This window comes from Algoriphagus sp. NBT04N3 (assembly GCF_019443765.1).
In the GTDB taxonomy this organism is placed as follows: domain Bacteria; phylum Bacteroidota; class Bacteroidia; order Cytophagales; family Cyclobacteriaceae; genus Algoriphagus; species Algoriphagus ornithinivorans.
Genome location: NZ_CP048415.1, coordinates 1,982,361 through 2,003,820, shown reverse-complemented (window position 1 = coordinate 2,003,820; position 21,460 = coordinate 1,982,361). Strand labels below are relative to the sequence as shown.

Below are 21,460 nucleotides of genomic sequence, written 5' to 3'. Positions count from 1 at the left end.
TCGCTGAAAATTAGCCCTATTTTAGTTTCAGCTCAATTTCGCTTGAAGCTTCTATTTTATCCAATACTCTTTCATAGATTTCTCTATTTTTTGTTCTTGAAATTAGCAAGACACCATCAGTCAATTCTGCATTTTCCAATTCAGAATTTGAGATACTAGAGAACCAGCCTTTTGCATTAATTTCTAACATTGCCAAAGGATTATTTACTGCATCGAGGAAGAATAATTCATCATCATCTTCGGCTTCCAACTCAACTTCAAAATCCAAGTCCTCGTCATCATCTCCAAAAACTTGAAGTCTAAATGGTACTGAACTTCCGTCTTCCTTATTAAAAGTACCGTCTAGCTGAATGCTTGGCTCGTTTCTGTTATCAATCAAGTCAATTTCAAATTCAACTTCATAATAGTTTCCAGCAGGAATATTGATAAAGAAGTCGGCTCCTGAATCAAATTCATTGAAATCGATTTTCAGAATTTCCGGAAATTTATATTCAAGCTCACGCTCGAATTCTCCATTTTCGTCAACTCCTTCTGTTTCCAACTCAATTTTTTTCACTTGTAAAAAGCCTGAGTTGATATCAAGTCCGGAATTTTGGATTCTTGCGCCTGGGTTAGTCCCGGAGTTCATTTTGACTCCAACACCCATTCTCACTTCTCCTTCACCTAAGGAAAGAGGATCTTCATCATTGTTACAGGCAGCTAGCCCGATAATCAAAAATGTGCTTAGTGTTAATTTGATTAGTGTTCTCATAATTTTTGTTGGTTTAATCCTTTGTCGGAGTCAATTGCAAATATGTAACCACTTAACTGAAAAAAAATTAAAAAAACTCCCATAGGGGAGTTTTTCGCTTTATTCAATTCACTTTTTCAACTTTAGAATTCTTATTTTCCATAAGTCCGACTTCGTAAAGTTTTTGAAATATCGATGTGAAGGATCCTGCAAGATCTTTTCAAGCCGTGATTCAGCCTCATCATATTTTTCCTGCTGAAGTAATGACTGGATCAGGTAATAATCGATTTCCTCAGAAAATACTGGTTCTTCCAATTGTGAATTTCTGGTTTCTAGATCTTTTAATATGATTTCAGCCAAAGCTGACTTTTCGTTTTCCAAATCAGCCATGGCTAAAATAAATAGGGATTCTAAATCTGATTGACTGACCTGACTTCTTAAGGACTCTATCAGCTCATAATCCTGGCTGAGGTAGGCATCCTGAATTTGTGAGAATGTATTTTGTTCTCCTCTCATCACAGGAATTTGATAGCTGTAAAAATTTTCTACCATGGAATTTTGGGACGTTGTGACGAATAGTGCCACAGTTGCCACCACCAGTAAAAAAGACAGACCTGCGGCGATTCTTCCAGCCCAAGACCAAAGTGGATTTGCTTTTGAATCTGCTTTTTTTCTCTCCTTCAAAAATGATTTTTGAGTTCCGGAGATCAATTCTGCCCAGGAGTTCATAGCTATTGCCTCTCTTGAGAGTTTTAGTAATTCCAGTTCCTCTCTTAAAGAGGCGTCTTCCTTTAAGCTATTTTCAAGTAGTATTTTTTCTTCAGAAGCTAATTTTCCATCCAAATAAGCTTCCAATGTTTCCAAGTCTATATTATTCATGGCGTAAAGCTTTTTGAAGGTTTTGATATACTTGAGGTGAAGCCTGTGTTTTTTCAATCAATGATTTCAGGCATTTGTATTTTTTGTTTCTGAGAACTTGCTCTGAACTAAAGTCAAGTTTCTCGCAAATCTCCTTCATTGGAAGTTCTTCATAGTAGAAGAGTTGAAGAATCTGCTTGCATTTGTTTCCCAACTCCTGAAAGAGTCCCATGATGTATTTGAGACTCTCGGTTTTTGCTATACTTTCCGAGACATCTGAATCTACTTTTTCAGTACTTTCTTCATATTTCTCTTGCCTTGCAGCAGAGCTTTTTCTTTTTCTTAATTCTGTGATCCAAAGGTTTCTACAAATACTGTAAAGAAAGGATTTGATGGAGGACTCTGCTCTGAATTTTCCTTCAGAAATCATTTGTACAAAAATCAGCATCACTTCCTGAATGATGTCTGCCGCATCGTCTGAGCTGCCGGAATTCTGTAAAATGTAATTTTCTAAGACTCCGTAATATTGTCGATAAAGTAAAGTTATTGCCATATTCTGCCGGTTTTTGGTTAGGATCATTTCCACCAGTTCCTGATCAGTGAAATTTGGATTTAGCTTCATTTGCTATTCATCTTTAGGTCGATACAGCTTGGAATTTTGTAACCACAATATCCAAAAAAAACAGTTCATCAGTGATAAAACTTCATTTGTCCGGAAATGTGTTTAGAAAACTTTAGGGAAGAATCAATGTCTGTTATATTTTTAAGTCAGAATTGAATTTATGAAAATCACGAAAGACTTATATCAGGGAAGTTTGGCCCTTCTCACTGACTTTTATCAGCTTACCATGGCATATGCCTATTGGAAATCGGGAAAAGGTGAGCAGGAGGCTGTTTTTAATCTGTTTTTCAGAAAACATCCATTTCAAGGCGGTTTTACCTTGGCAGCTGGACTGGATTATGTCATTGACTATTGCAGCAATTTTAGGTTTGGGAAAGAGGATATAGAGTACCTCTCACAAATGAAAGCCCCTGATGGAAGCCAACAGTTTGAAAAGGGGTTTTTGGAGTATTTGAGCGAATTAAAATTCAGTTGTGACATAGATGCGGTGGAGGAAGGAACCGTGGTATTTCCCAATGCACCTATGGTGCGTGTAAAAGGCCCTTTAATCCAGTGTCAGTTGCTGGAAACACCCCTTCTGAATATCCTCAACTTCCAATCATTGATCGCTACTAAGGCTGCTAGAATTAATTTGGCAGCAAAAGGAGAACCGGTATTGGAATTCGGTTTACGAAGGGCACAAGGCATAGATGGAGCATTGGCAGCAAGTAGAGCGGCCTATATTGGAGGGTGTGCTTCTACCAGTAATGTAATGGCAGGAAAACTATTTGGAATACCTGTTTCCGGAACACATGCCCATAGCTGGATCATGTCATTTGAGACTGAACTGGAAGCTTTCGAAGCCTATGCAGATGCATTTCCCAATCAATGTGTCTTTTTGGTAGATACCTATGATACAATCAATGGAATCAAAAACGCAATTAAGGTTGGCCAAGCTTTGCGAAAAAAAGGGAAAGAGATGATGGGGATCCGAATTGACAGTGGAGATTTGGCTTATTTTTCCAATCAAGCAAGAGAACTCTTGGATGAGGCAGGGTTTCCTGAGGCAAAAATTGTAGCTTCCAATGACCTGGATGAGCATATCATTACTTCTTTGAAAGGGCAGGAGGCCTCAATCAATGTATGGGGTGTTGGAACCAAACTGGTGACAGCATTTGATCAGCCTGCCTTGGGCGCCGTTTATAAGTTGTCAGCTATTAAAACCGAGAATGGAATTTTTCAGCCTAAGATTAAAATCAGTCAACAATCCCTGAAAATCAATATTCCGGGAATTCACAATGTGAAGCGATACTACTCCAATGACAAAGCAGTGGCTGATATGATTTACTTGGAAAATGAGGAGATCAACCCGAGAGGTACGGTCATTATTGATCCAACTGATCCGACTAGAAGAAAAAGAATCATGCCGGCATTTTATCAGGAAGAGGATTTATTAAAACCTATTTTCAAAAATGGGAAAGCAGTTTATCAAAGTCCTGATATTCAAAAAATCCGTGAAAGAGCGCAGAAACAGCTGGATTCCTTTGATAAAACACATAAGAGATTGGTCAATCCGCATCTATATCCAGTGGGCTTGGAGGAAAATTTGCACCATTTGAGAATGGAATTGGTTTTACAGGCAAAAAAGATGGAAAATGGCAATGCATAATTCAAAGTCAGCTTTGGTAATCGTAGATGTTCAATATGATTTTCTACCGGGAGGCGCTTTAGCGGTCTCTGATGGAGATCAAATTGTACCCATCATTAATTCAATTCAGGAAAAATTTGAATTGATCATAGCGACTCAGGATTGGCATCCAGTAGATCATCAAAGCTTTGCGGCCAATCATGAAGGCAAGAATCCTGGGGAGCTGATTGATCTCCATGGATTGACTCAGGTTTTGTGGCCAGTTCACTGTGTACAGTTTACCAAAGGAGCCCAATTTTCCTCGGACCTTAATCAATCTCAATGGGAGGATATTTTTCAAAAAGGGACTAATCCGGAAGTAGACTCGTATTCAGGCTTTTTCGATAATGCCAGAAGAGGGGATACAGGTTTGGGAAAATTTTTAGAAGATATTGGAGTGGAAAAGGTATATGTTTGCGGTCTTGCACAAGATTATTGCGTGAAGTTTACATCCATGGATTCGAAAAGCCTGGGGTTTGAAACCTATTTAATTACGGATGCGACCAAGCCTGTAAACCTTAAAGCGGAAGATGGAGATGTTGCCTTGAAAGAAATGCAGGATGCAGGAATTCATTTAATTACCTCAAAAGACCTTTAAAAGAATGTTTGAATTTAACCCAGACAAATACTATCCCCAAGAAACGGAAAGCAGAGTTGTAATCCGCTTTCAAGATTGCGATCCTTTACAGCATTTAAATAATGCGAAGTATTTTGATTACTTCTTCAATGCGAGGGAGGATCAGGTGCCAAAGCTGTATGGCTTGGAAGTTATTGATTTGATCCGAAAGTATAAAGCTGCCTGGGTGGTGTACAATCATAATATCAGCTATGTCAAACCTGCTATGGTGGGGGAGTGGGTTCGCATCATGAGCCGAATCATCTGGCACAATCACAATACTATAGTGGTTGAATACTACATGACTGATGATAGCAAGACTCAGCTCAAGACCTTGCTTTGGTCTACTATGCGCTATGTAACGTTGGCTGAAGGGAAGTCAACAGATCATGAAGGTGCAGTAGAAGATTTCTTAAAGGCCACTTCCGGAAACCTGGATATCAGCAATTTAGATATCAAAGATCGAGTAAAAATGTTGATTTCAGAGTTTAAGAAATCTTAAAAGAAGAATTTAATTGTCCCGCGACGAACAAGACCTGTACAGAAGCGTACAGGTTTTTTTATTTGTAAAAATTGGCATGATGCGATGGAAATTTTTTTTGAATTAATTTTCCTTAACAATACCGGCAATCATGCAACCTTCTTCCAGTAAGAAATCCAAGGATTTTGTTCGGAACTGATACAAGCGAACGGGGATTTGCCCAGTAGTTATACAGTTTTTGTTAATTTTTTGACACGTTATCCAAATTTAATTTTGTTCAATTGTTAATTTTTTGAAAAATGTATTTTCTCAGTTCTAATGAGAAACTGGGATTATTCAGAGTTGGTATGTCCTTCGCAAGAGGATAGACATTGAAACACTAAACCAACTCACATTATGAAAACCTTATTCACAATCGCAATGGCCGGACTTTTAGCAACTAGCACTCTAGCTTCAAATTCAAATGAAGACTTGATGGCTTTATCTACTGCCAGCGCCAAGTTTAAAAAAGTAAACGTCCTTCTTAAAGAAGGTATTGGGAAAGCCAAAGTAGCAATCCTTGATGAGGATGGAAAAATGCTCCACCAAAGAAAAGTAAATGTAAAGGACCAGCAAGTAATCGTTCCTTATGACTTGAATGAAATGCCTTGTGGAGAATATCAGGTCAAAATTACTACGGAGGATGAGGAAGTAACTTACAAGGTGGAAACGTTTGAGCGCAAAAAAATAATTGATGAGTATCCATTGGCAGCTTACGGTAAGAAAGTGGACGATCAGACCATCAATTTATCTGTGTTTGGATTGACCGAACCTGGAGTTCGAGTTAAAGTTCGTCATGAAGATTCTGATGCAATTTTGCACTCTGAAAGAATCAATGTTTCAGAAGGCTTTACCAAGGATTTCAAATTGCAGGGATTAAGTCCTGAAGAAGTTTATTTGGAGGTAACAGACTCTAAAGGAAGAATGAAAATTCTCCATTTCTAATTCAAAAATTGAAGAAAAAAAGCTCCAGACGCAGATGTTTGGAGCTTTTTTGTTTTTCACGGCAACTTAGCCAAGAATGAGCTTTCTTCCCTTTTCCAATAATTTTTTCTTTGCTTCCAGATCAAAATTTACTGGAAGCTGGGCTATTCCTATCAACCTTCTCAAGATTTCAACCCCATGATATTGATCCAACAAAGCTTGGGAATAAGGCAGGGTATAATGATCCTGGAAAGCTTGCTGAATAATTTCAGAGTTTCCACTGAGATCTCCATGTGCCAAGACCACGCCTAGATCAAACTCGGCATCACCCATAAAACCAAATTCAGGATCAATGACTTTTAAATCACCTTGAGATTCTATCCAGCTACCTGGATAAAAGTCACCATGAAGTAAAGTCTTTCCGGTAGAAAGATATCTTTTACCTAATTCAGTGATTTTGGATTTCAGCTGTGTATCCCTTTTCCAAGCCATACTCAAATCCTGCAAGCCAGGCTGAACGCTATCTAAGTCAAAGCCATTTTCTTCTAAGAAAGGAAAATTGAAAATGTGCTCATGATTTAATTTCTTCATTTCTAGATTTTCAGGAAAACCCAACCCATCAACCTGATGTAGGAAATTGAGATATTGAAAGATGGATTTTGCATGATTTTGACTTAAAGAAAAATCAGCTTGATACATTTTCGAAAAGTCTCCTTCTGTCCCTAAATCTGCAGTAATTAAAATATGTTGATCAGGATAATAAGCCAATACTTCCGGGGAGTAGGGACGCAGACTTTCCTGCTGATTAATCCTGCTGAGATATTGGTATTCTACATCAATTCTTTCGATGGGAGCAGGGATTTGAGGGAATTTCCTGACATAAGGTTTGGATTGCTTGAGGATGACAGACCTTTCATTTGTCTGTACTCTTAAAACCAGGTTCATATTACTGTCGCCGGCAGGCAATACATTGAGAATTTTTTCTCCTTTATTCCAAAAATCCAGTACTTCTAAATCAGAAATGGGGCTGTTGATACTTAACTCGGTCATAGGAAAGCTAGATGTCTTTGTGGTTGAAGTTTAAACATAAGTCTTGTTAATCAATTTTTCAGAAAAGGAATTGTTTATTTTTCCTTAAATGAAAACCCTGAATTAACCTCAAAAACGGCTGAATTTTCTATTTTTGAGGGAATTAAAAACGATATAAACCCAATGTTTGGACTACCACGAATGTTATTTACCGAAGAGCATGAGCTTTTTCGGCAGAGTGTAAAAGATTTTATTGCCAGAGAGATTAGCCCCTACAATGCAGAATGGGAGAAACAAAAAATGGTTTCTCGAGAATCCTGGAAAAAATTTGGTGAAAACGGATTCTTAGGCATACAGGCTCCCGAGTCTTTGGGAGGAATGAACATACAGGATTTTCGATACAATGCGATTTTAATTGAAGAATTAGGATTGAGTGGATGCTCAGGACCTGCGATTGGATATCCCCTTCACAGTGACATTGTGATGCCTTATATTTTGCATTATGGCACAGAAGAAGCCAAGCAGAAGTATATCCCCAAGATGGTTTCAGGCGATTTTATCGGTGCCGTTGCAATGACTGAGCCCGGTGCTGGTTCTGATTTACAGGGAATGCGTACATCAGCTGAGGATAAAGGAGATCATTTTTTGGTTAATGGAAGTAAAACTTTCATTACAAATGGTTATCTATCTGATGTTGTGGTTGTTGCGGTTAAAACTGACCCTGCAAAAGGTGCAAAAGGCATCAGTTTGGTTCTGATTGATAAGGATATGAAAGGATTTTCAAAAGGAAAGCCTTTTGAGAAAGTTGGCCTTCATGCCCAAGATACTTGCGAATTATTCTTTGAAGATGTGAAAGTTCCAAAGGAAAACCTTCTTGGTAAGTTGGGAGAAGGGTTCAAATATTTGATGACTGAACTTGCCCAAGAGCGATTGGTAGTTGCTTTGGCAGCAGTTGCTTTGGGAGAATATATGCTGGCATCCACAGTTGAATATGTGAAGCAAAGAAAAGCCTTCAATAAAAGTATTTCGGAGTTTCAAAATACCAGGTTCAAATTAGCGGAAATGACAGCAGCTTTAGAACAGGGAAGAATCTATTGTGACCATTTGGTGCAGTTGCATAATTCCAAATTAGTTGATCCTGCTATGGCATCGGCAGCTAAATACAATATGACCGAGCTTCAGTGCAAGGTGGCGGATGAATGTGTACAATTACACGGAGGATATGGGTACATGTGGGAGTATGGAGTAGCTCGAGCTTATGCAGATGCCAGAGTTCAGCGAATTTATGCAGGTACAAATGAAATTATGAAGGAGTTAATTGCCCGAAAAATTTTAAAATAGAATTATATTAGGCTTTAATTAAATATAACGTTACACCCAAATTAGCCAATCGATGAAGGATTTTCCGTGGTTTAAACATTACCCTGCCTCTGTTGAAAAAGAAGTGAATTGTGAAGCATACTCCAGTGTTGCAGATTTATTCGATGAAAGCGTTGAGAAATACAAAGATGCAGTCGCCTATGAATGTATGGGTAAGACAATGTCTTTCAATCAAGTAAATGAATACAGTGCTCATTTTGCTTCTTACCTGACTGAGGAATTAAAGTTGAAAAAGGGTTCCCGCGTGGCAATCCAAATGCCTAATATTCTTCAATATCCCGTGGTGATGTTTGGTGCCCTGAGGGCTGGAATGGTTGTAGTAAATACCAATCCGCTTTATACATCTTCCGAGATGAAGCATCAGTTCAATGATTCTGGGGCAGATGTAATCGTGATCGTTGCCAACTTTGCCTACAACTTGGAGAAAATCCTTCATGAAATTCCCGCTAAACATGTCATAATAACAGAATTAGGGGATATGTTGGGTGGTTTCAAAGGCACTTTGGTGAACTTGGTGGTGAAGCATATCAAAAAAATGGTTCCTGCTTACAGTATTCCCAATGCTGTTTCTTTGAAATCCACACTTTCAAAAGGAGCTAAGCATAGCTTCAAAAAACCAAAGATTTCTCTTCAAGATACCGCTTTCCTGCAATATACAGGAGGAACTACAGGAGTTTCCAAAGGTGCAGAGTTAACCCATGGCAATATAGTAGCCAACATGCAGCAGATTTCTGCTTGGATGAAACCTAAGTTGAAAGAGCGAGAGGAAATTGTAATTACTGCTTTGCCATTATATCATATTTTCGCCTTGACAGTGAATTGTTTGGCTATGCTAAAAATTGGAGCACATAACCTTTTGATCACCAATCCAAGGGATATGAAGGCCTTTTGCAAAGACCTATCCAAGCATCAATTCACGGTTTTCACAGGTGTAAATACCTTGTTCAATGGACTTCTCAATCAAGAGGCATTTTTGAATCTTGACTTCAGCAAATTAAAGATCGCAGTAGGAGGAGGGATGGCTGTTCAGAAAGTTACTGCCGAAAAGTGGAAAAAAGTTACTGGAGTTCCTTTAGCAGAGGGGTATGGCTTGACAGAGACTGCACCAGTAGCTACATGTAATCCTATTGATGGAACTGAGAGAATTGGGACAATTGGAATTCCTTTGCCAAATACGGAAGTTATGATTGCCAATGACGAGGGTGAACCATTGGGATTAGGAGAAAGAGGAGAGATTTTGATTAAAGGACCTCAAGTGATGAAAGGCTATTGGAATCGTCCCAAGGAAACCGCAAATGTAATGCATGGAGATTGGTTTAAGTCAGGAGATATTGGAGTTATGGATGAAGATGGCTTCTTCAAAATCGTGGATAGAAAGAAGGAAATGATACTAGTTTCTGGGTTTAATGTCTATCCTAATGAAGTTGAAGATTGTATAGCTTCCTGTCCAGGAGTACTAGAAGTCGGGGTAATTGGAATGCCGGATCCTAAATCAACTGAGAAAGTGGTAGCCTATGTAGTAGCAAAAGATCAAAGTCTGAAGGCTGAGACTGTTATAGCACATTGCCACGAATCTTTGACCAACTATAAGATTCCAAAAGAAGTATATTTTACTGATGAGCTACCTAAATCCAATGTGGGTAAGATTCTGAGGAGAAAAATCAAAGAGGCTCATATAGAAAAGCACGGAGACAAATAAAAACATTCATGAATTAGAGCTTCACAAACGGGAATGAAAGAGTTGACTTTTCGTATAAGTAGAATATTGAGATTTACTTATCAGTTATGTCGACACAAATTGAATTCGAGCAGGTGATTCACCGTGGCTGCGGCCTAGATGTACACCAAAAGACGATCGTATCTACTGTCAGTGGTATTGACGTTGCGACTGAGACCCGAACTTTCGGGACTTTTACCTCCCAAATTGAGGAGCTTAAAGTATGGCTAAACTCTCTTTCCATTACTCATATTGCCATGGAAAGTACCGGAGTTTATTGGAAACCTGTCTATAACATACTGGAAGAGGATTTTAAGATTATTCTGGTAAATGCCAGGCACATCAAGCATGTTCCCGGTCATAAGACGGATAAAAAAGACAGTGAATGGATTGCCAAGTTGCTGCTGAGCGGTCTGTTAAAAGGGAGTTTTGTTCCTGCCGAGTGGATACGAGAGCTGCGGGATCTATGCAGGTATAAACGTAAACTGATTGCACAGCGTGTCGCCCAACGCAACAGGGTGCATAAAATTCTGGAAGACGCCAATATCAAACTGGCCTCGGTGGCTTCAGACATCTTTGGAGTCACGGGTACACTGATCATCGATGCCTTGATCCAGAAACAGGAGGATGCTGAATACCTGGCCAACCTTGCCAAAGGCTCGTTGCGCAAAAAAATAGCAGACCTCAAACTTTCTCTTCAGGGAAGACTCACCGAGCACCACCGATTCATGCTATCTACGCTGCGTGATTCCATGGATTCGATCAACTCACAGATCGGGGACATCGAGGCTAGAATTGAGACTTATGCAGTCGAGGTTCAACAGGAAGTCGAGTTACTCCAGACCATTCCCGGAGTGGGAAAAGAAACCGCCATAAATATGCTGGCCGAGTCAGGCATTGACATGGAGGTTTTTCCTGATCACAAACACCTGGCATCCTGGGCAGGAGTTTCCCCGGGCAACAACGAAAGTGCAGGCAAGAAAAAGTCAACCCGAATCACACATGGGAACAAATACCTGAAAACTGCATTGGTTGAAGCTGCTTGGGCCGCATCACATACTAAGGATACCTATTTGAGCCGTAAATACGGAGCAATAGCTGCGCGAAGAGGATCCAAAAAGGCACTGATTGCAGTGGCCCACAAAATAGTGATTGCGCTATATTATATCCTCAAAAATAAAGAGCCCTACCTTGAGCCTGACGATACGGTTTATCAGCAAAAAAGAAAGCAGGCGCAGATTAAGAAATCTTTAGAGCGCCTGCGCGGGCTCGGTGTCCAAGTGGACATCCGTCCCAATTAAATTTAAGTAAAAGTTCGAGCTTTTATTGGTGATCTACAAGTCCCGGAATAAAATAAAAACTGAACTGAAAGGCCAAGAACAAACGGTTATTGCTTCGAGCATGTAGAAAAAATTTTACTCTCTTACTTGGCCTAACTTATTTAAACCATTTTACCACCTCTATGAGGGTAGAAAAAGTATGCCCTCCCAGTTCTGAAAATAGCTAAATAGGCCACTTTCTGGTTTTTCTCTTTCAGAAAAAAAAGCCACCCGAGAGGGTGGCTTTTGATTTATATAATGCTTTCGAAATATTCAATTGTTTTGACCAAACCTTCTCGGAGTGGAATTGTAGGCTCCCAGCCTAATTCTTTCTTTGCAAGATCGATAACTGGCTTTCTCTGCATTGGATCATCCTGTGGTAATGGCATATGAACCAGCTTGCTTTTCGAGTTGGTCAGTTCGATTACCAAGTTGGCTAGCTCCAACATGGTGAATTCTCCGGGGTTTCCAATATTAACCGGACCAGTAAATCCGTCTCTGGAGTTCATCAACCTGTACATTCCTTCGATATTATCATCTACATAACAGAAAGAACGAGTTTGCTTTCCATCGCCGTAGATAGTGATATCTTGATTTTTTAATGCCTGAACAATAAAGTTGCTGACAACTCGGCCATCATTCGGGTGCATTCTTGGACCATAAGTATTGAATATTCTCATCACTTTGATCGCAACTCCATGCTGTCTGTGATAATCAAAGAATAAAGTTTCTGCACACCTCTTTCCCTCATCATAACAAGCACGAGGACCAAGCGTATTTACATTACCTCTATAGGATTCAGGTTGAGGATGGATTTCTGGATCTCCATAAACTTCAGAAGTACTTGCCTGAAGGATTTTAATTTTCAGCCTTTTAGCCAAACCTAACATGTTCATTGCACCAATCACGGAGGTTTTGGTCGTTTGAACAGGGTCAAATTGATAATGAATTGGAGAGGCAGGGCAAGCGAGATTATAAATCTCGTCCACTTCCACATAAAGAGGATGAGTCACATCGTGCCTCAATAATTCGAAATTCTTATTGTCTAAAAGATGGTGAATGTTTCTTCTATTTCCCGTGAAAAAATTATCCACACATAGTACTTCGTTACCTTCCTTTAATAATCTATCGCATAGATGGCTACCCAAAAATCCGCCACCACCACTTACTAAAACTCTTTTCATTAATATTAAATGATGTTAAAATTTATTGCTCGCCAAAATAAGCAAATGTTTTTCAATATTCATGGATAAAGATCGATTTAAACAGTAGCTCTCACTTTGAAGGATTAAAACCAATCATTTTTCATTTCAAGAGTAGGGTAGTTCTCCGATTGAAGCCTTGCTGCAAGGGATTCTATTTTTGTTAGCTCATATTCCATAAAATATTCTGAGGCCATTATTTTACCTTGATAGAAAGCTTTCTCCGGAGATCCACCATTTAATTGACTTTGGGCGATATGGGATTGATCTAGCCATTTCCAAGCTACGCAAAGGATTCCGCACATTTCTAGGAATAAAGTGGCATCGGCAAGATAATATTCTAGGCCTTTTTTACTCCTTGCCAATACTTTCTCCGCTGTTTCTAAAACTATCCTATGGTATTTTTCAAATCTTGATTTCAAATTAGGGTCAAGGCTTGACTGATTTAGGCTCTTCAATATTTCTTGGTGAAGTAATTTCCAAGCTAGTCCTTCTGACATCAAGACCTTTCTTCCTAAAAGATCTAATCCATGAATCCCTGTAGTTCCTTCATGAATAGGATGTATTCGGGCTTCACGATAATATTGCTCTACAGGAAAATCCGTAGTGTAGCCAGCCCCACCTAAAACCTGAACAGCTGCAGATGTACTATGAACACCCATTTCTGATGGGTAGCTTTTTGCAATTGGGGTTAATAAGTCCAGCAATGCTTCCTTGGCTTTTTTCTTCTCTGAGTTTGGTTCCCGCTGGACTTCATCCGCAAGTTTGGAGCAGTATAGCAAGAGTGCCAAAGAACCCTCAGTGACACTTTTCTGAAACAAAAGCATACGCTTTACATCTGCATGCTCTATTATGGGAACTTGTGGTTGATTGAGATCTTTATTGTTAATTCTCCTTCCCTGAGGGCGTTCTTTCGCATAGGCCAAAGAGGAATAATAAGCGGCAGTAGCAATTGCAACCCCGTTCATACCTACTCCAAGTCTTGCCTCATTCATCATTTGAAACATGTACTTCAAGCCCTGATTTGCTTCACCCACAAGATATCCTTCACACTGATCTTCTGAACCTATCATCAGATGAGCTATTGGGGCTCCTTTATAACCCATCTTGTGATAAATTCCCTGAGTTAATACATCGTTACTTTCTTCTGTATCAATTCGCTTTTGGGGAACTACAAAAAGAGATATTCCTTTTGTTCCAGCAGGTGCGCCATCTATTCTGGCCAGCATGAGATGAATGATATTCTCACAGGCATCATGATCTCCGCAGGATATGTAGATTTTTTGACCTTTAATTTTATAGACTCCAGCTTCATCTGTCGGAAACGCAGTAGTGCTTAGGTCTGAGAGGGAACTTCCTGCATCAGGCTCAGTCAAAGCCATGGTGCCCTGCCAAAGCCCAGAGTAGAGATTTGGTGTAAACTTTTCTATTAATTCCTGACTACCAAAAGTTCGTATCAAGTTAGCAGCTCCAGTAGTCAAAAAAGGAAATACAGAGGCTGAGTAATTTGCTGCCTGAAGAATGAACCCCGCTGCAATATGTATAGTCCAAGGTAATTGTTGGCCGCCTTCTTCGTAACTGAATGTGGCGTTAATCCAACCATCCCTTCCGAATTGTTGTATGATGGATTTCATTCCTGGATGAATCTTGATTTTCCCGTTTTCCAATTGGGGTTCATTGCGATCCATCTCGGTAAGTAAAGGTCTTAAAGACTTTTGAGCTATTTGATCTGCAGCCTCAAGGATCATTTCAAAGGTTTCCCGGTTATGGTCTTGGAAATATTCGATTTGATTTAACTCATCAGCTTTTATCAATTCAAAAAGTTGAAACTTAAGGTCTCGCTTAGAATAAAATTGAGTCATAAAATTTAGCTTATAATTTTTTGATTATTCGGGCGGGATTACCTGCAACTATCACATCATCAGGAACATCTTTGGTCACAACAGATCCAGCACCTATGATTGCCCTATTACCAATTTTTACTCCTGGGCAGATAATGCTACCACCTGCAATCCAAACATCTGACCCGACATGAATTTCTTTTCCGAATTCCCAAAGCTCTCCTCTGGTTTTTGAATCGATAGGATGGGTTGCTGGATAAAATTGAACATTTGGACCCACTAAAGTTCTATCCCCTATGGTAACAGGGACAACATCCAATATCACACAATTGAAATTAAAAAAGGCATGGTTGCCCAAAGAAATATTATAACCATAATCACAGGAAAAAGGGGGCTCGATCCAGCAGTTTTCACCGATGCTGCCCAGTAATTGGCTCAAGATATTTTGCCTTTTCTCGGATTCTTCCGGATCTGAAAAATTGAATTCCTTTAATAGCTTTCTTGCTCTTAGCCTCTCTGATGATAAAATAGGATCGCCGGCCTGATAGAGTTGGCCGGCGAGCATTTTTTCTTTTTCTGTCATTTGGTTTTGCTGTAAAGAAGTGCTTGCTCCACTCCTCTAATTTCAGCCAAACCTTTTAATCTTCCAATTGCAGAGTAGCCAGGGTTCGTTTTTTTACCTAAATCATCCAGCATTTGATGTCCATGATCAGGACGCATAGGAATACTTTTTCCCCTTTTTTCCTGAATTTTCAGTATTTCATCAATTACGGCAACCATTGGCACATCGCCCTCCAAATGATTGTCTTCAAAGAAATTCCCTCCCTCATCTCTTTTAGTACTTCTCAGATGGATGAAATTGATATGATCACCAAATTCTGCAACCATTGCAGGTAAATCATTGTCTGGTCTTACTCCATAACTTCCGGTACAAAAGCACAATCCGTTATGAGGACTTGGGTTGTCTCTTATTATTCTTCTTGCATCTGCAGCTGTTGACACTACTCTAGGCAAGCCATACAGCGAGAAAGGAGGATCATCTGGATGTATCGTCATGTAAACGCCCACCTCTTCGGCTACAGGAACTAAAGCATCCAAAAAAAGCCTAAGATGCTCTTGAAGTTTAGGTGCATTGATGCCTTCATAAGTTGAAAGCATTTCTCTGAACTCATCCAAGGTGTAACCAATTTCAGAACCAGGTAAGCCTTTCAGAATGTTATCAATAATTAGTTGCTTCTTTTCAGGAGAAAGGACTTCATAATACTTTCGCACTTCCTCAATTTCCTTGGGAGTATATTCCTCCAAAGCTGCATGTCTTTTCAAAATAAAAAGGTCGAATGCCTGAACCGCCTTCTTTTCATAAAACAAGGCCTTGGATCCATTTGGAAGTTCTCGTTCCAGATCCGTTCTTGTCCAGTCTAGTATGGGCATGAAATTGTAACAAACAGTAAAAATTCCTTCAGATGCCAGATTTCTGATGGTTTGTTGGTAATTGGCTATCAGTTCCTGAAAGTTAGCAGATCTGGTTTTGATATGTTCATGAACTGGAACAGATTCTACAACAGACCAGTTTAATCCGGCATCTTCAATAGTTTTTTTTCGAAGCTGGATCTCTTCTCTTGACCATATTTCCCCATTTGGGATGTGGTGAAGGGCAGTTACAATACCTGTAGCACCTGCTTGACGAATATCTCTTAAACTGACTGGATCATTAGGACCATACCATCGCATGGTTTGTTCCATTTTGAATAGTGCCATTGATTTTTCTTTTAGGGTTTATTGGATTGAGATCATAGGAATTACACACCGGAAAATGCGCTAAAGCCACCATCAACCGGAATGATAGTACCTGTGACGAATGTTGAGGCATCTGAACATAGCCATTGCAAGACTCCAAAGAGATCTTCTGGTTTTCCAAATCTATCCATAGGAGTATGTTCTATGATCTGATTCCCTCGACTAGTCAGCGATCCGTCATTTTCAGTTAATAAAGTCCGGTTTTGCTCAGTGAGAAAGAATCCAGGTGCAATCGCGTTCACTCTGAAATCAGGACCATGTTTCTTAGCCAGTTCTACAGCCAACCACTTGGTCATATTATCGATAGCGGCTTTGGCAGAAGCATAACCCATCACTCTCGTCATAGGCCTACTCGCAGCCATGGAGCTAATATTGATGATGTTTCCTTTATTTTGTGACAGCATCAAAGGAAGAAAATGCTTGGTTGGTAGCACTGTTCCCAAATAGTTGAGATCCATCACTTTTTTCAAAGCTTCTGCATTTAAATCGAGAAAATTTTGATCAGGCTTGATTACAGCACCCGGCATATTTCCACCCGCTGCATTGATCAAAATATCAATGCTTCCAACCGATTTTTTAACTTTATCAGCTGCTTTTTTGACTTGATCTTCATCGGTAACATCACAAAGATATCCTTCAGCCTTTCCTCCCTCTGATTCTATCGTTGCTATGAGCTCTTTTATTTTTATTTCATTTCTTCCGAGAATTAATATAGTAGCACCTTCTTTTGCTAAGTGCCTACTCATCGCTTCGCCAAGCACACCGGTTGCGCCAGAGAAGGCAATTATTTTTCCTGAAAGTTTGAAAATAGAATTGCTCATTATCAGATTGTTATATTTTTTGAATCAAAGTCAAAATAATTTTTGGCATTATGGTAGCAAATATCAGCAATGATTTTTCCAAGCCATTTCTCATCCCAGGGGAGCTCTCCATTTTCTACATCTTTTCCAAATAGATTGCAAAGGATTCTTCGGAAATATTCATGTCTTGGGAAGGATAAAAAGCTTCTGGAATCGGTCAACATACCTATAAAGCATGATATCAACCCCATATTTGACAATACATTCATCTGGGCCTCCATCCCGTCTTTTTGGTCTAAATACCACCAACCTGAGCCAAATTGAATTTTTCCTTTAGTGCTTCCATCGTTAAAATTTCCAACCATGGTTGCAAATACTTCATTGTCTCTTGGATTGAGATTATAAAGGACAGTTTTAGCTAATTGATCCTTGCTATCAAGTGAATTTAAGAAGCCTGCTAATGCTTGGGCTTGATCAAAATCGCCGATGGAATCAAATCCCGTATCCGGTCCTAATTCAGCCAGCTTTCTGGAATTGGTATTTCGCAAAGCTCCCAAATGAAACTGCTGAACCCAGCCCTTGGAATGATACATTTTGCAAAGTGTCTGCAAGGTTTTGAACTTGAAATACTGGATTTCTTTGGGTTCTAATTTCTTTTTGAAGCGAATTAACTCAAATAGATCCTGAAGATTGAATTCGTCTTTTTCAAAGAAATATAATTGCTCCAAACCATGGTCACTTAGCCTACAACCCCTCTCATGAAAATATCCAATTCTATTTTCCAAAGCAGCCAAAAGATCTTCATAATTCTGAATGTTAATTCCTGCTGCTTCTCCCAGTTTTTCTAAATAGGATAGATAGGCATCCGGGTTTTCTATGGCATAAGCTTTATCCGGCCTGAATGCAGGATACATGGTTAGGGAGGCTTTTGTCCTGCTAAAATCTACATGATCCTGAAGTGAATCTACTGGATCATCTGTGGAGCAGATTACTTCCACTTTCATTTGCCCCAATAATCCTTGTGTGGCATATTCCGGCTTTTGAAGTAATTCATTGCAATGAAGATAAACTTCAGCTGCATTGGATTCATTTAATATTTCTTCAATTCCAAAATATCTTTTCAGCTCTAAATGAGTCCAATGATACAGCGGATTACGCATGGTGTAAGGAACGGTTTGAGCCCATTTTTTAAACTTCTCTGAATCAGTAGCATTGCCTGTAATATATTTCTCAGAGACGCCCAAGGTCCGCATAGCTCTCCACTTATAGTGATCTCCAACCAGCCAAATTTGGCTCATATTATCAAATTGCCTGTTGGAATTGACCTCTGATGGTGAAAGATGGTTATGGTAATCTATGATGGGTAGATTTTTAGCGTAATCGTGGTATAGCGTCTTAGCAAAAGAGTTTTGCAATAAGAAGTCTTCGGATAGAAAATTCACTTGCGAATCAGTTGAAATCATGGGAAAAAGGTCATCAAATTAGCATTCCGTTTCAAACTTGAATTTACCCCGAATCGAGAGCATTTGAAGATTTAAATACGAAAACGTTTGCGAAATTTTCCGAACCATTTTACCAAGTGAGCGAAAATGATTCGTATTTTCAATGACTTTTATACTAACAAACCCAAAATAGTCATGAATAATGGAATCAGTCTCAAGGAATTGGCTGCAGAGTTGAATTTGGCGCCATCTACCGTATCCAGAGCTTTAAATGACAGTTACGAAATTTCGGAAGCTACCAAAAAAAAGGTGATTAGCATGGCGGAAAAACTGAATTATCAGCCCAATCCTTTTGCCAGAAGTTTGAGGGAGAATAAGAGTAAAACCATCGCCGTAATTATCCCTGAGCGTATTAATTACTTTTTTTCTCAGGTGATCGATGGAATCGAAGAAATTACTTCTGAGCATGGCTATCATTTGCTGGTTTACAGTACCCACGAGGATGTAGAGAAAGAAAAGAAAATCCTTTCTTTGCTTCAAAATGGCAGAGCTGATGCAATAGTTATGTCTGTTTCCAGCCAAACAAGTGATGTTTCTCATTTGAAGCGTTTGCATGATAGAGGCTTGCCTATTTTATTTTTTGATAGGATTTGTTCAGAAATCCCCACTACCAAATTCATTACCAATGACTATGAAAGTGCTTTTGAGGGAACCAAGCATTTAATCCAACAAGGATGTAAAAAGATCGCATTTTTGATGCTGAGCAAAGAACTCTCGATTACCAAGGAGAGGCATCGGGGCTATGTGGACGCTTTAAAAATGTCAGGAATGGAGCCTGAGCCTGCTTTTAGCCTTCATTGCTGTCATAGTGATGAAGATAATACTCAGTTGATTAGGGAGTTGTTGTTGTCCTCAAACAGACCAGATGGCATTCTTTCCTCTGTTGAAAAATTGGCTTTGGCAACTTATCAGGCCGTCAAGAAAACGAATTTGAGTATTCCGGATGATTTGAAGATTATTTCCTTCTCAAATATGAGCATTGCCGGTTTGCTCAATCCTTCTCTGACGACCATTACCCAACCTGCAGAAACTATAGGGGAGGAGTGTGCAAAGCTTTTAATCAAAAAGCTAACAAAGCCCAGACAGCCCGATCTTTTGAATCAGGTGATTACCATTCCCAGTAAAATTACGATTAGGGAGTCGACACTTGTGAGATAAAAGGTTTAGAAATTATAAGTCAGCTTTAGTGTGCTGGAAATAAAAAAACTGCTCCGAAAATCGAAGCAGTTTTTTGTTTGAAAACCAGCTAATTTTTAATAACCGGGGTTTTGAGGGAAAGCACTTGCTCCACCTTCAGCCCGATCTATTTGATTTTGAGGTATAGGTCTAAGAGTATGGAAATCCTGAATATTTGGAGCTCCTTGAGGGTTGAATGCCTTAACTCTTTCTACCAAAATACCCCAGCGTTTCAAGTCTAACCATCTAGTTTGCTCGCCAATCAATTCTCTGGCTCTTTCTTCAGTTAAGAATTCAAAAGTCATCTCAGAAGGCGATATTTCCATTTGATTTTCTTTTCCAGGAAACGCAGCTCTTCTTCTCACCGCATTGATTGTTTCTGTAGCTTCTGAGATTTTCCCTTGTCTGAACTGAGCCTCACCTAAAAGCAAATAGGTGTCAGCCAATCGCATTGCAATGTAATCTCTACCCCCTTGAAATTGTGTTCTATCAACTCTTCCGGGGTCCAAATGCTTGTTTAAAGATGGATACAGCTTTTCGGTATATCTACTTGGGGTAAGAACCTGGTAGGGCGTTTTTGCTTGCTCATCCAAAGGCATTTCAAACCCGGGTAGATAAATAGTTGTGTCTCCTTGCGCAAAGGTTACTTTCTGCTTTGTCGGGTCAAAGGTGGTATTGTATGTACCTGGTCTGTTGGCAAGAAAATGATCAACAAATGATTTTTTATATCTACTGTCATTTACTCTTTCTCCAAATACAGTTTCCAAGCAATAAGTAGTTGGCTTATAGCGCTTGAAAGGCCTACCATTTTGAGTATCCCGAATCATACCTGGTTGGATATCATATTCCATTAAGAAGAAAACGTGAGCATTATTGCCGCCACCATTGGTAAGAGGGTCTCTGGTATATTGAACCGACCAGATTACCTCATCGTTGATCTCATTTCCAAAGCGATGTACATCTCCAAAATCAGGTAATAATCGTAATCCGTAATTATTAATTACATTTTTCAATAAAGGTTCTGCTGACGCATAATCTGCTGCGCTGCCTGCAGGTGATGTTGCACGGGTTATATATACTCTTCCCAGTAAATGCTCTGCAGCAGGTCTGGTTGCTCTTCCATAATCATTGGATTTGGCTTTAGCTTCCAGATTAGGGATGGCTTCCTGAAGATCCTGTATGATGGATGCGTAAACTTCAGAAATCGGAGCTCTGCTTACTTCCTTGGTCGGCACTTTTGTTTCTGATAATTGGAGGTCAACTGGCCCGAATAATTGAACCAACAAGAAATAATGATGAGCCCTTATAAATTTAGCTTCAGCAACTCTTTGAGCACGTAAATCTGAGGAGATTCCGGTGACATTTTCAGCTCTTTCAATCACAGCATTGCAGGTATTTATCCCTCTATACAATTCATCCCAAAGCTCCCGGACATGTCCATTTTGTGAGTCAAATTGATTGGTATAGGTATTCATAAATTTCCAGCTACCATCTGATCCGTTGGTATAAATATCAGTTCCGAAAATGCTGAAATTATTGCCTCTCTCTGTTCCATACCAGCTCCTCATAGTGCTATAGGCTGCATTTATGCCGTCATTTAGACCTTTTGGAGTGTTGAGGTAATTGTTCCCGATTTGTGAAATGACATCTTCCTCCAATAATCCATCGCAGGAAATAGCCATGGAGATGCTCAAAGCCAAAAAACAGGCTTTAGCTCCATACTTTATATTATTGATTAATTGCTTATTCATGAGATTGATT

General features: G+C 39.5%; 19 protein-coding genes. 8 read left to right on the top strand and 11 right to left on the bottom strand.

Annotation, left to right across the window (positions count from 1 at the left end):
• Positions 1 to 16: 16 nt before the first annotated feature.
• The 3 genes from GYM62_RS08725 to GYM62_RS08715 form a co-directional block, all read right to left on the bottom strand.
• Positions 17 to 751, bottom strand: a complete 735-nt coding sequence (locus GYM62_RS08725) for a hypothetical protein (protein ID WP_245756357.1) — start codon at positions 749 to 751, stop codon at positions 17 to 19.
• A 108-nt stretch (positions 752 to 859) separates the two neighbouring features.
• Positions 860 to 1,609 carry a hypothetical protein gene (locus tag GYM62_RS08720; RefSeq protein WP_144603199.1) on the bottom strand — a complete coding sequence of 250 codons (750 nt, stop codon included), beginning with the start codon at positions 1,607 to 1,609 and terminating at the stop codon, positions 860 to 862.
• Entirely contained in the window at positions 1,602 to 2,210 is a 609-nt protein-coding gene (locus GYM62_RS08715; protein ID WP_144603201.1) for an RNA polymerase sigma factor, read from the bottom strand. Before GYM62_RS08715 ends, GYM62_RS08720 begins: the two co-directional genes overlap by 8 nt.
• A 160-nt stretch (positions 2,211 to 2,370) precedes the next feature.
• Between GYM62_RS08715 and GYM62_RS08710 the strand changes: the two genes are divergently transcribed.
• From GYM62_RS08710 to GYM62_RS08695, 4 genes are all read left to right on the top strand, one after another.
• Positions 2,371 to 3,858, top strand: coding sequence for a nicotinate phosphoribosyltransferase (locus tag GYM62_RS08710; RefSeq protein ID WP_144603203.1), 1,488 nt, complete (start codon positions 2,371 to 2,373; stop codon positions 3,856 to 3,858).
• A complete protein-coding gene (gene pncA / locus GYM62_RS08705) occupies positions 3,845 to 4,474 on the top strand; it encodes a bifunctional nicotinamidase/pyrazinamidase (RefSeq protein WP_370627665.1) in 630 nt (209 codons plus the stop codon). Before GYM62_RS08710 ends, pncA begins: the two co-directional genes overlap by 14 nt.
• A gap of 4 nt (positions 4,475 to 4,478) precedes the next feature.
• Positions 4,479 to 4,994 carry a thioesterase family protein gene (locus tag GYM62_RS08700; protein ID WP_144603206.1) on the top strand — a complete coding sequence of 172 codons (516 nt, stop codon included), beginning with the start codon at positions 4,479 to 4,481 and terminating at the stop codon, positions 4,992 to 4,994.
• 375 nt (positions 4,995 to 5,369) lie between these two features.
• Positions 5,370 to 5,957 (top strand): hypothetical protein, encoded by a 588-nt coding sequence (locus tag GYM62_RS08695; RefSeq protein ID WP_091649934.1) that lies wholly within the window; start codon positions 5,370 to 5,372, stop codon positions 5,955 to 5,957.
• A gap of 66 nt (positions 5,958 to 6,023) precedes the next feature.
• Here the strand turns inward: GYM62_RS08695 and GYM62_RS08690 are convergent, their stop codons facing one another.
• Entirely contained in the window at positions 6,024 to 6,986 is a 963-nt protein-coding gene (locus GYM62_RS08690; RefSeq protein WP_144603208.1) for a phosphotransferase, read from the bottom strand.
• Positions 6,987 to 7,148: 162 nt separating this feature from the next.
• Between GYM62_RS08690 and GYM62_RS08685 the strand changes: the two genes are divergently transcribed.
• The 3 genes from GYM62_RS08685 to GYM62_RS08675 all read left to right on the top strand — a co-directional run bounded on the left by GYM62_RS08685 (position 7,149) and on the right by GYM62_RS08675 (position 11,363).
• Positions 7,149 to 8,306, top strand: coding sequence for an acyl-CoA dehydrogenase family protein (locus GYM62_RS08685; RefSeq protein WP_144603211.1), 1,158 nt, complete (start codon positions 7,149 to 7,151; stop codon positions 8,304 to 8,306).
• Positions 8,307 to 8,358: 52 nt separating this feature from the next.
• Positions 8,359 to 10,044, top strand: coding sequence for an AMP-binding protein (locus GYM62_RS08680; RefSeq protein ID WP_144603214.1), 1,686 nt, complete (start codon positions 8,359 to 8,361; stop codon positions 10,042 to 10,044).
• Positions 10,045 to 10,130: 86 nt separating this feature from the next.
• The gene (locus GYM62_RS08675; protein ID WP_219959123.1) at positions 10,131 to 11,363 is read left to right on the top strand and encodes an IS110 family transposase; all 1,233 of its coding nucleotides are present in this window, start codon (positions 10,131 to 10,133) and stop codon (positions 11,361 to 11,363) included.
• A gap of 269 nt (positions 11,364 to 11,632) precedes the next feature.
• On the opposite strand, the gene GYM62_RS08670 is transcribed toward GYM62_RS08675, so the two are convergent.
• The 6 genes from GYM62_RS08670 to uxaC all read right to left on the bottom strand — a co-directional run bounded on the left by GYM62_RS08670 (position 11,633) and on the right by uxaC (position 18,484).
• The gene (locus GYM62_RS08670; RefSeq protein WP_091649949.1) at positions 11,633 to 12,565 is read right to left on the bottom strand and encodes a UDP-glucuronic acid decarboxylase family protein; all 933 of its coding nucleotides are present in this window, start codon (positions 12,563 to 12,565) and stop codon (positions 11,633 to 11,635) included.
• A gap of 104 nt (positions 12,566 to 12,669) precedes the next feature.
• Complete coding sequence (locus GYM62_RS08665) at positions 12,670 to 14,445, bottom strand: acyl-CoA dehydrogenase (protein WP_219959122.1); 1,776 nt, start codon at positions 14,443 to 14,445, stop codon at positions 12,670 to 12,672.
• A gap of 10 nt (positions 14,446 to 14,455) precedes the next feature.
• Positions 14,456 to 15,007 carry a sugar O-acetyltransferase gene (locus GYM62_RS08660; RefSeq protein ID WP_219959121.1) on the bottom strand — a complete coding sequence of 184 codons (552 nt, stop codon included), beginning with the start codon at positions 15,005 to 15,007 and terminating at the stop codon, positions 14,456 to 14,458.
• Complete coding sequence (uxuA, locus tag GYM62_RS08655; RefSeq protein ID WP_255590637.1) at positions 15,004 to 16,182, bottom strand: mannonate dehydratase; 1,179 nt, start codon at positions 16,180 to 16,182, stop codon at positions 15,004 to 15,006. The genes GYM62_RS08660 and uxuA overlap by 4 nt, the downstream gene beginning before the upstream one ends.
• Positions 16,183 to 16,223: 41 nt before the next feature.
• Positions 16,224 to 17,042: an SDR family oxidoreductase gene (locus tag GYM62_RS08650; RefSeq protein WP_219959120.1), complete on the bottom strand. Its 819-nt coding sequence runs from the start codon at positions 17,040 to 17,042 to the stop codon at positions 16,224 to 16,226.
• Between the two features lie 2 nt (positions 17,043 to 17,044).
• Positions 17,045 to 18,484, bottom strand: a complete 1,440-nt coding sequence (gene uxaC / locus GYM62_RS08645) for a glucuronate isomerase (protein WP_219959119.1) — start codon at positions 18,482 to 18,484, stop codon at positions 17,045 to 17,047.
• Positions 18,485 to 18,610: 126 nt separating this feature from the next.
• On the opposite strand from uxaC, the gene GYM62_RS08640 reads away from it, so the two are divergent.
• A complete protein-coding gene (locus GYM62_RS08640; protein WP_255590636.1) occupies positions 18,611 to 19,681 on the top strand; it encodes a LacI family DNA-binding transcriptional regulator in 1,071 nt (356 codons plus the stop codon).
• Between the two features lie 95 nt (positions 19,682 to 19,776).
• Here GYM62_RS08640 and GYM62_RS08635 read toward each other — a convergent pair whose 3' ends face one another.
• Complete coding sequence (locus GYM62_RS08635; protein WP_219959118.1) at positions 19,777 to 21,450, bottom strand: RagB/SusD family nutrient uptake outer membrane protein; 1,674 nt, start codon at positions 21,448 to 21,450, stop codon at positions 19,777 to 19,779.
• Positions 21,451 to 21,460: the final 10 nt, after the last annotated feature.

Excerpts from the sequence above, each read along its gene's own strand:
- GYM62_RS08640 (WP_255590636.1), top strand. The coding sequence starts at position 18,611 with ATGATTCGTATTTTCAATGACTTTTATACTAACAAACCCAAAATAGTC.
- uxuA (WP_255590637.1), bottom strand. The coding sequence starts at position 16,182 with ATGGCACTATTCAAAATGGAACAAACCATGCGATGGTATGGTCCTAAT.
- GYM62_RS08710 (WP_144603203.1), top strand. The coding sequence starts at position 2,371 with ATGAAAATCACGAAAGACTTATATCAGGGAAGTTTGGCCCTTCTCACT.
- GYM62_RS08690 (WP_144603208.1), bottom strand. The coding sequence starts at position 6,986 with ATGACCGAGTTAAGTATCAACAGCCCCATTTCTGATTTAGAAGTACTG.
- GYM62_RS08635 (WP_219959118.1), bottom strand. The coding sequence starts at position 21,450 with ATGAATAAGCAATTAATCAATAATATAAAGTATGGAGCTAAAGCCTGT.
- GYM62_RS08675 (WP_219959123.1), top strand. The coding sequence starts at position 10,131 with ATGTCGACACAAATTGAATTCGAGCAGGTGATTCACCGTGGCTGCGGC.
- uxaC (WP_219959119.1), bottom strand. The coding sequence starts at position 18,484 with ATGATTTCAACTGATTCGCAAGTGAATTTTCTATCCGAAGACTTCTTA.
- pncA (WP_370627665.1), top strand. The coding sequence starts at position 3,845 with ATGGCAATGCATAATTCAAAGTCAGCTTTGGTAATCGTAGATGTTCAA.
- GYM62_RS08650 (WP_219959120.1), bottom strand. The coding sequence starts at position 17,042 with ATGAGCAATTCTATTTTCAAACTTTCAGGAAAAATAATTGCCTTCTCT.
- GYM62_RS08700 (WP_144603206.1), top strand. The coding sequence starts at position 4,479 with ATGTTTGAATTTAACCCAGACAAATACTATCCCCAAGAAACGGAAAGC.
- GYM62_RS08660 (WP_219959121.1), bottom strand. The coding sequence starts at position 15,007 with ATGACAGAAAAAGAAAAAATGCTCGCCGGCCAACTCTATCAGGCCGGC.
- GYM62_RS08670 (WP_091649949.1), bottom strand. The coding sequence starts at position 12,565 with ATGAAAAGAGTTTTAGTAAGTGGTGGTGGCGGATTTTTGGGTAGCCAT.
- GYM62_RS08685 (WP_144603211.1), top strand. The coding sequence starts at position 7,149 with ATGTTTGGACTACCACGAATGTTATTTACCGAAGAGCATGAGCTTTTT.
- GYM62_RS08680 (WP_144603214.1), top strand. The coding sequence starts at position 8,359 with ATGAAGGATTTTCCGTGGTTTAAACATTACCCTGCCTCTGTTGAAAAA.
- GYM62_RS08720 (WP_144603199.1), bottom strand. The coding sequence starts at position 1,609 with ATGAATAATATAGACTTGGAAACATTGGAAGCTTATTTGGATGGAAAA.
- GYM62_RS08725 (WP_245756357.1), bottom strand. The coding sequence starts at position 751 with ATGAGAACACTAATCAAATTAACACTAAGCACATTTTTGATTATCGGG.
- GYM62_RS08715 (WP_144603201.1), bottom strand. The coding sequence starts at position 2,210 with ATGAAGCTAAATCCAAATTTCACTGATCAGGAACTGGTGGAAATGATC.
- GYM62_RS08695 (WP_091649934.1), top strand. The coding sequence starts at position 5,370 with ATGAAAACCTTATTCACAATCGCAATGGCCGGACTTTTAGCAACTAGC.
- GYM62_RS08665 (WP_219959122.1), bottom strand. The coding sequence starts at position 14,445 with ATGACTCAATTTTATTCTAAGCGAGACCTTAAGTTTCAACTTTTTGAA.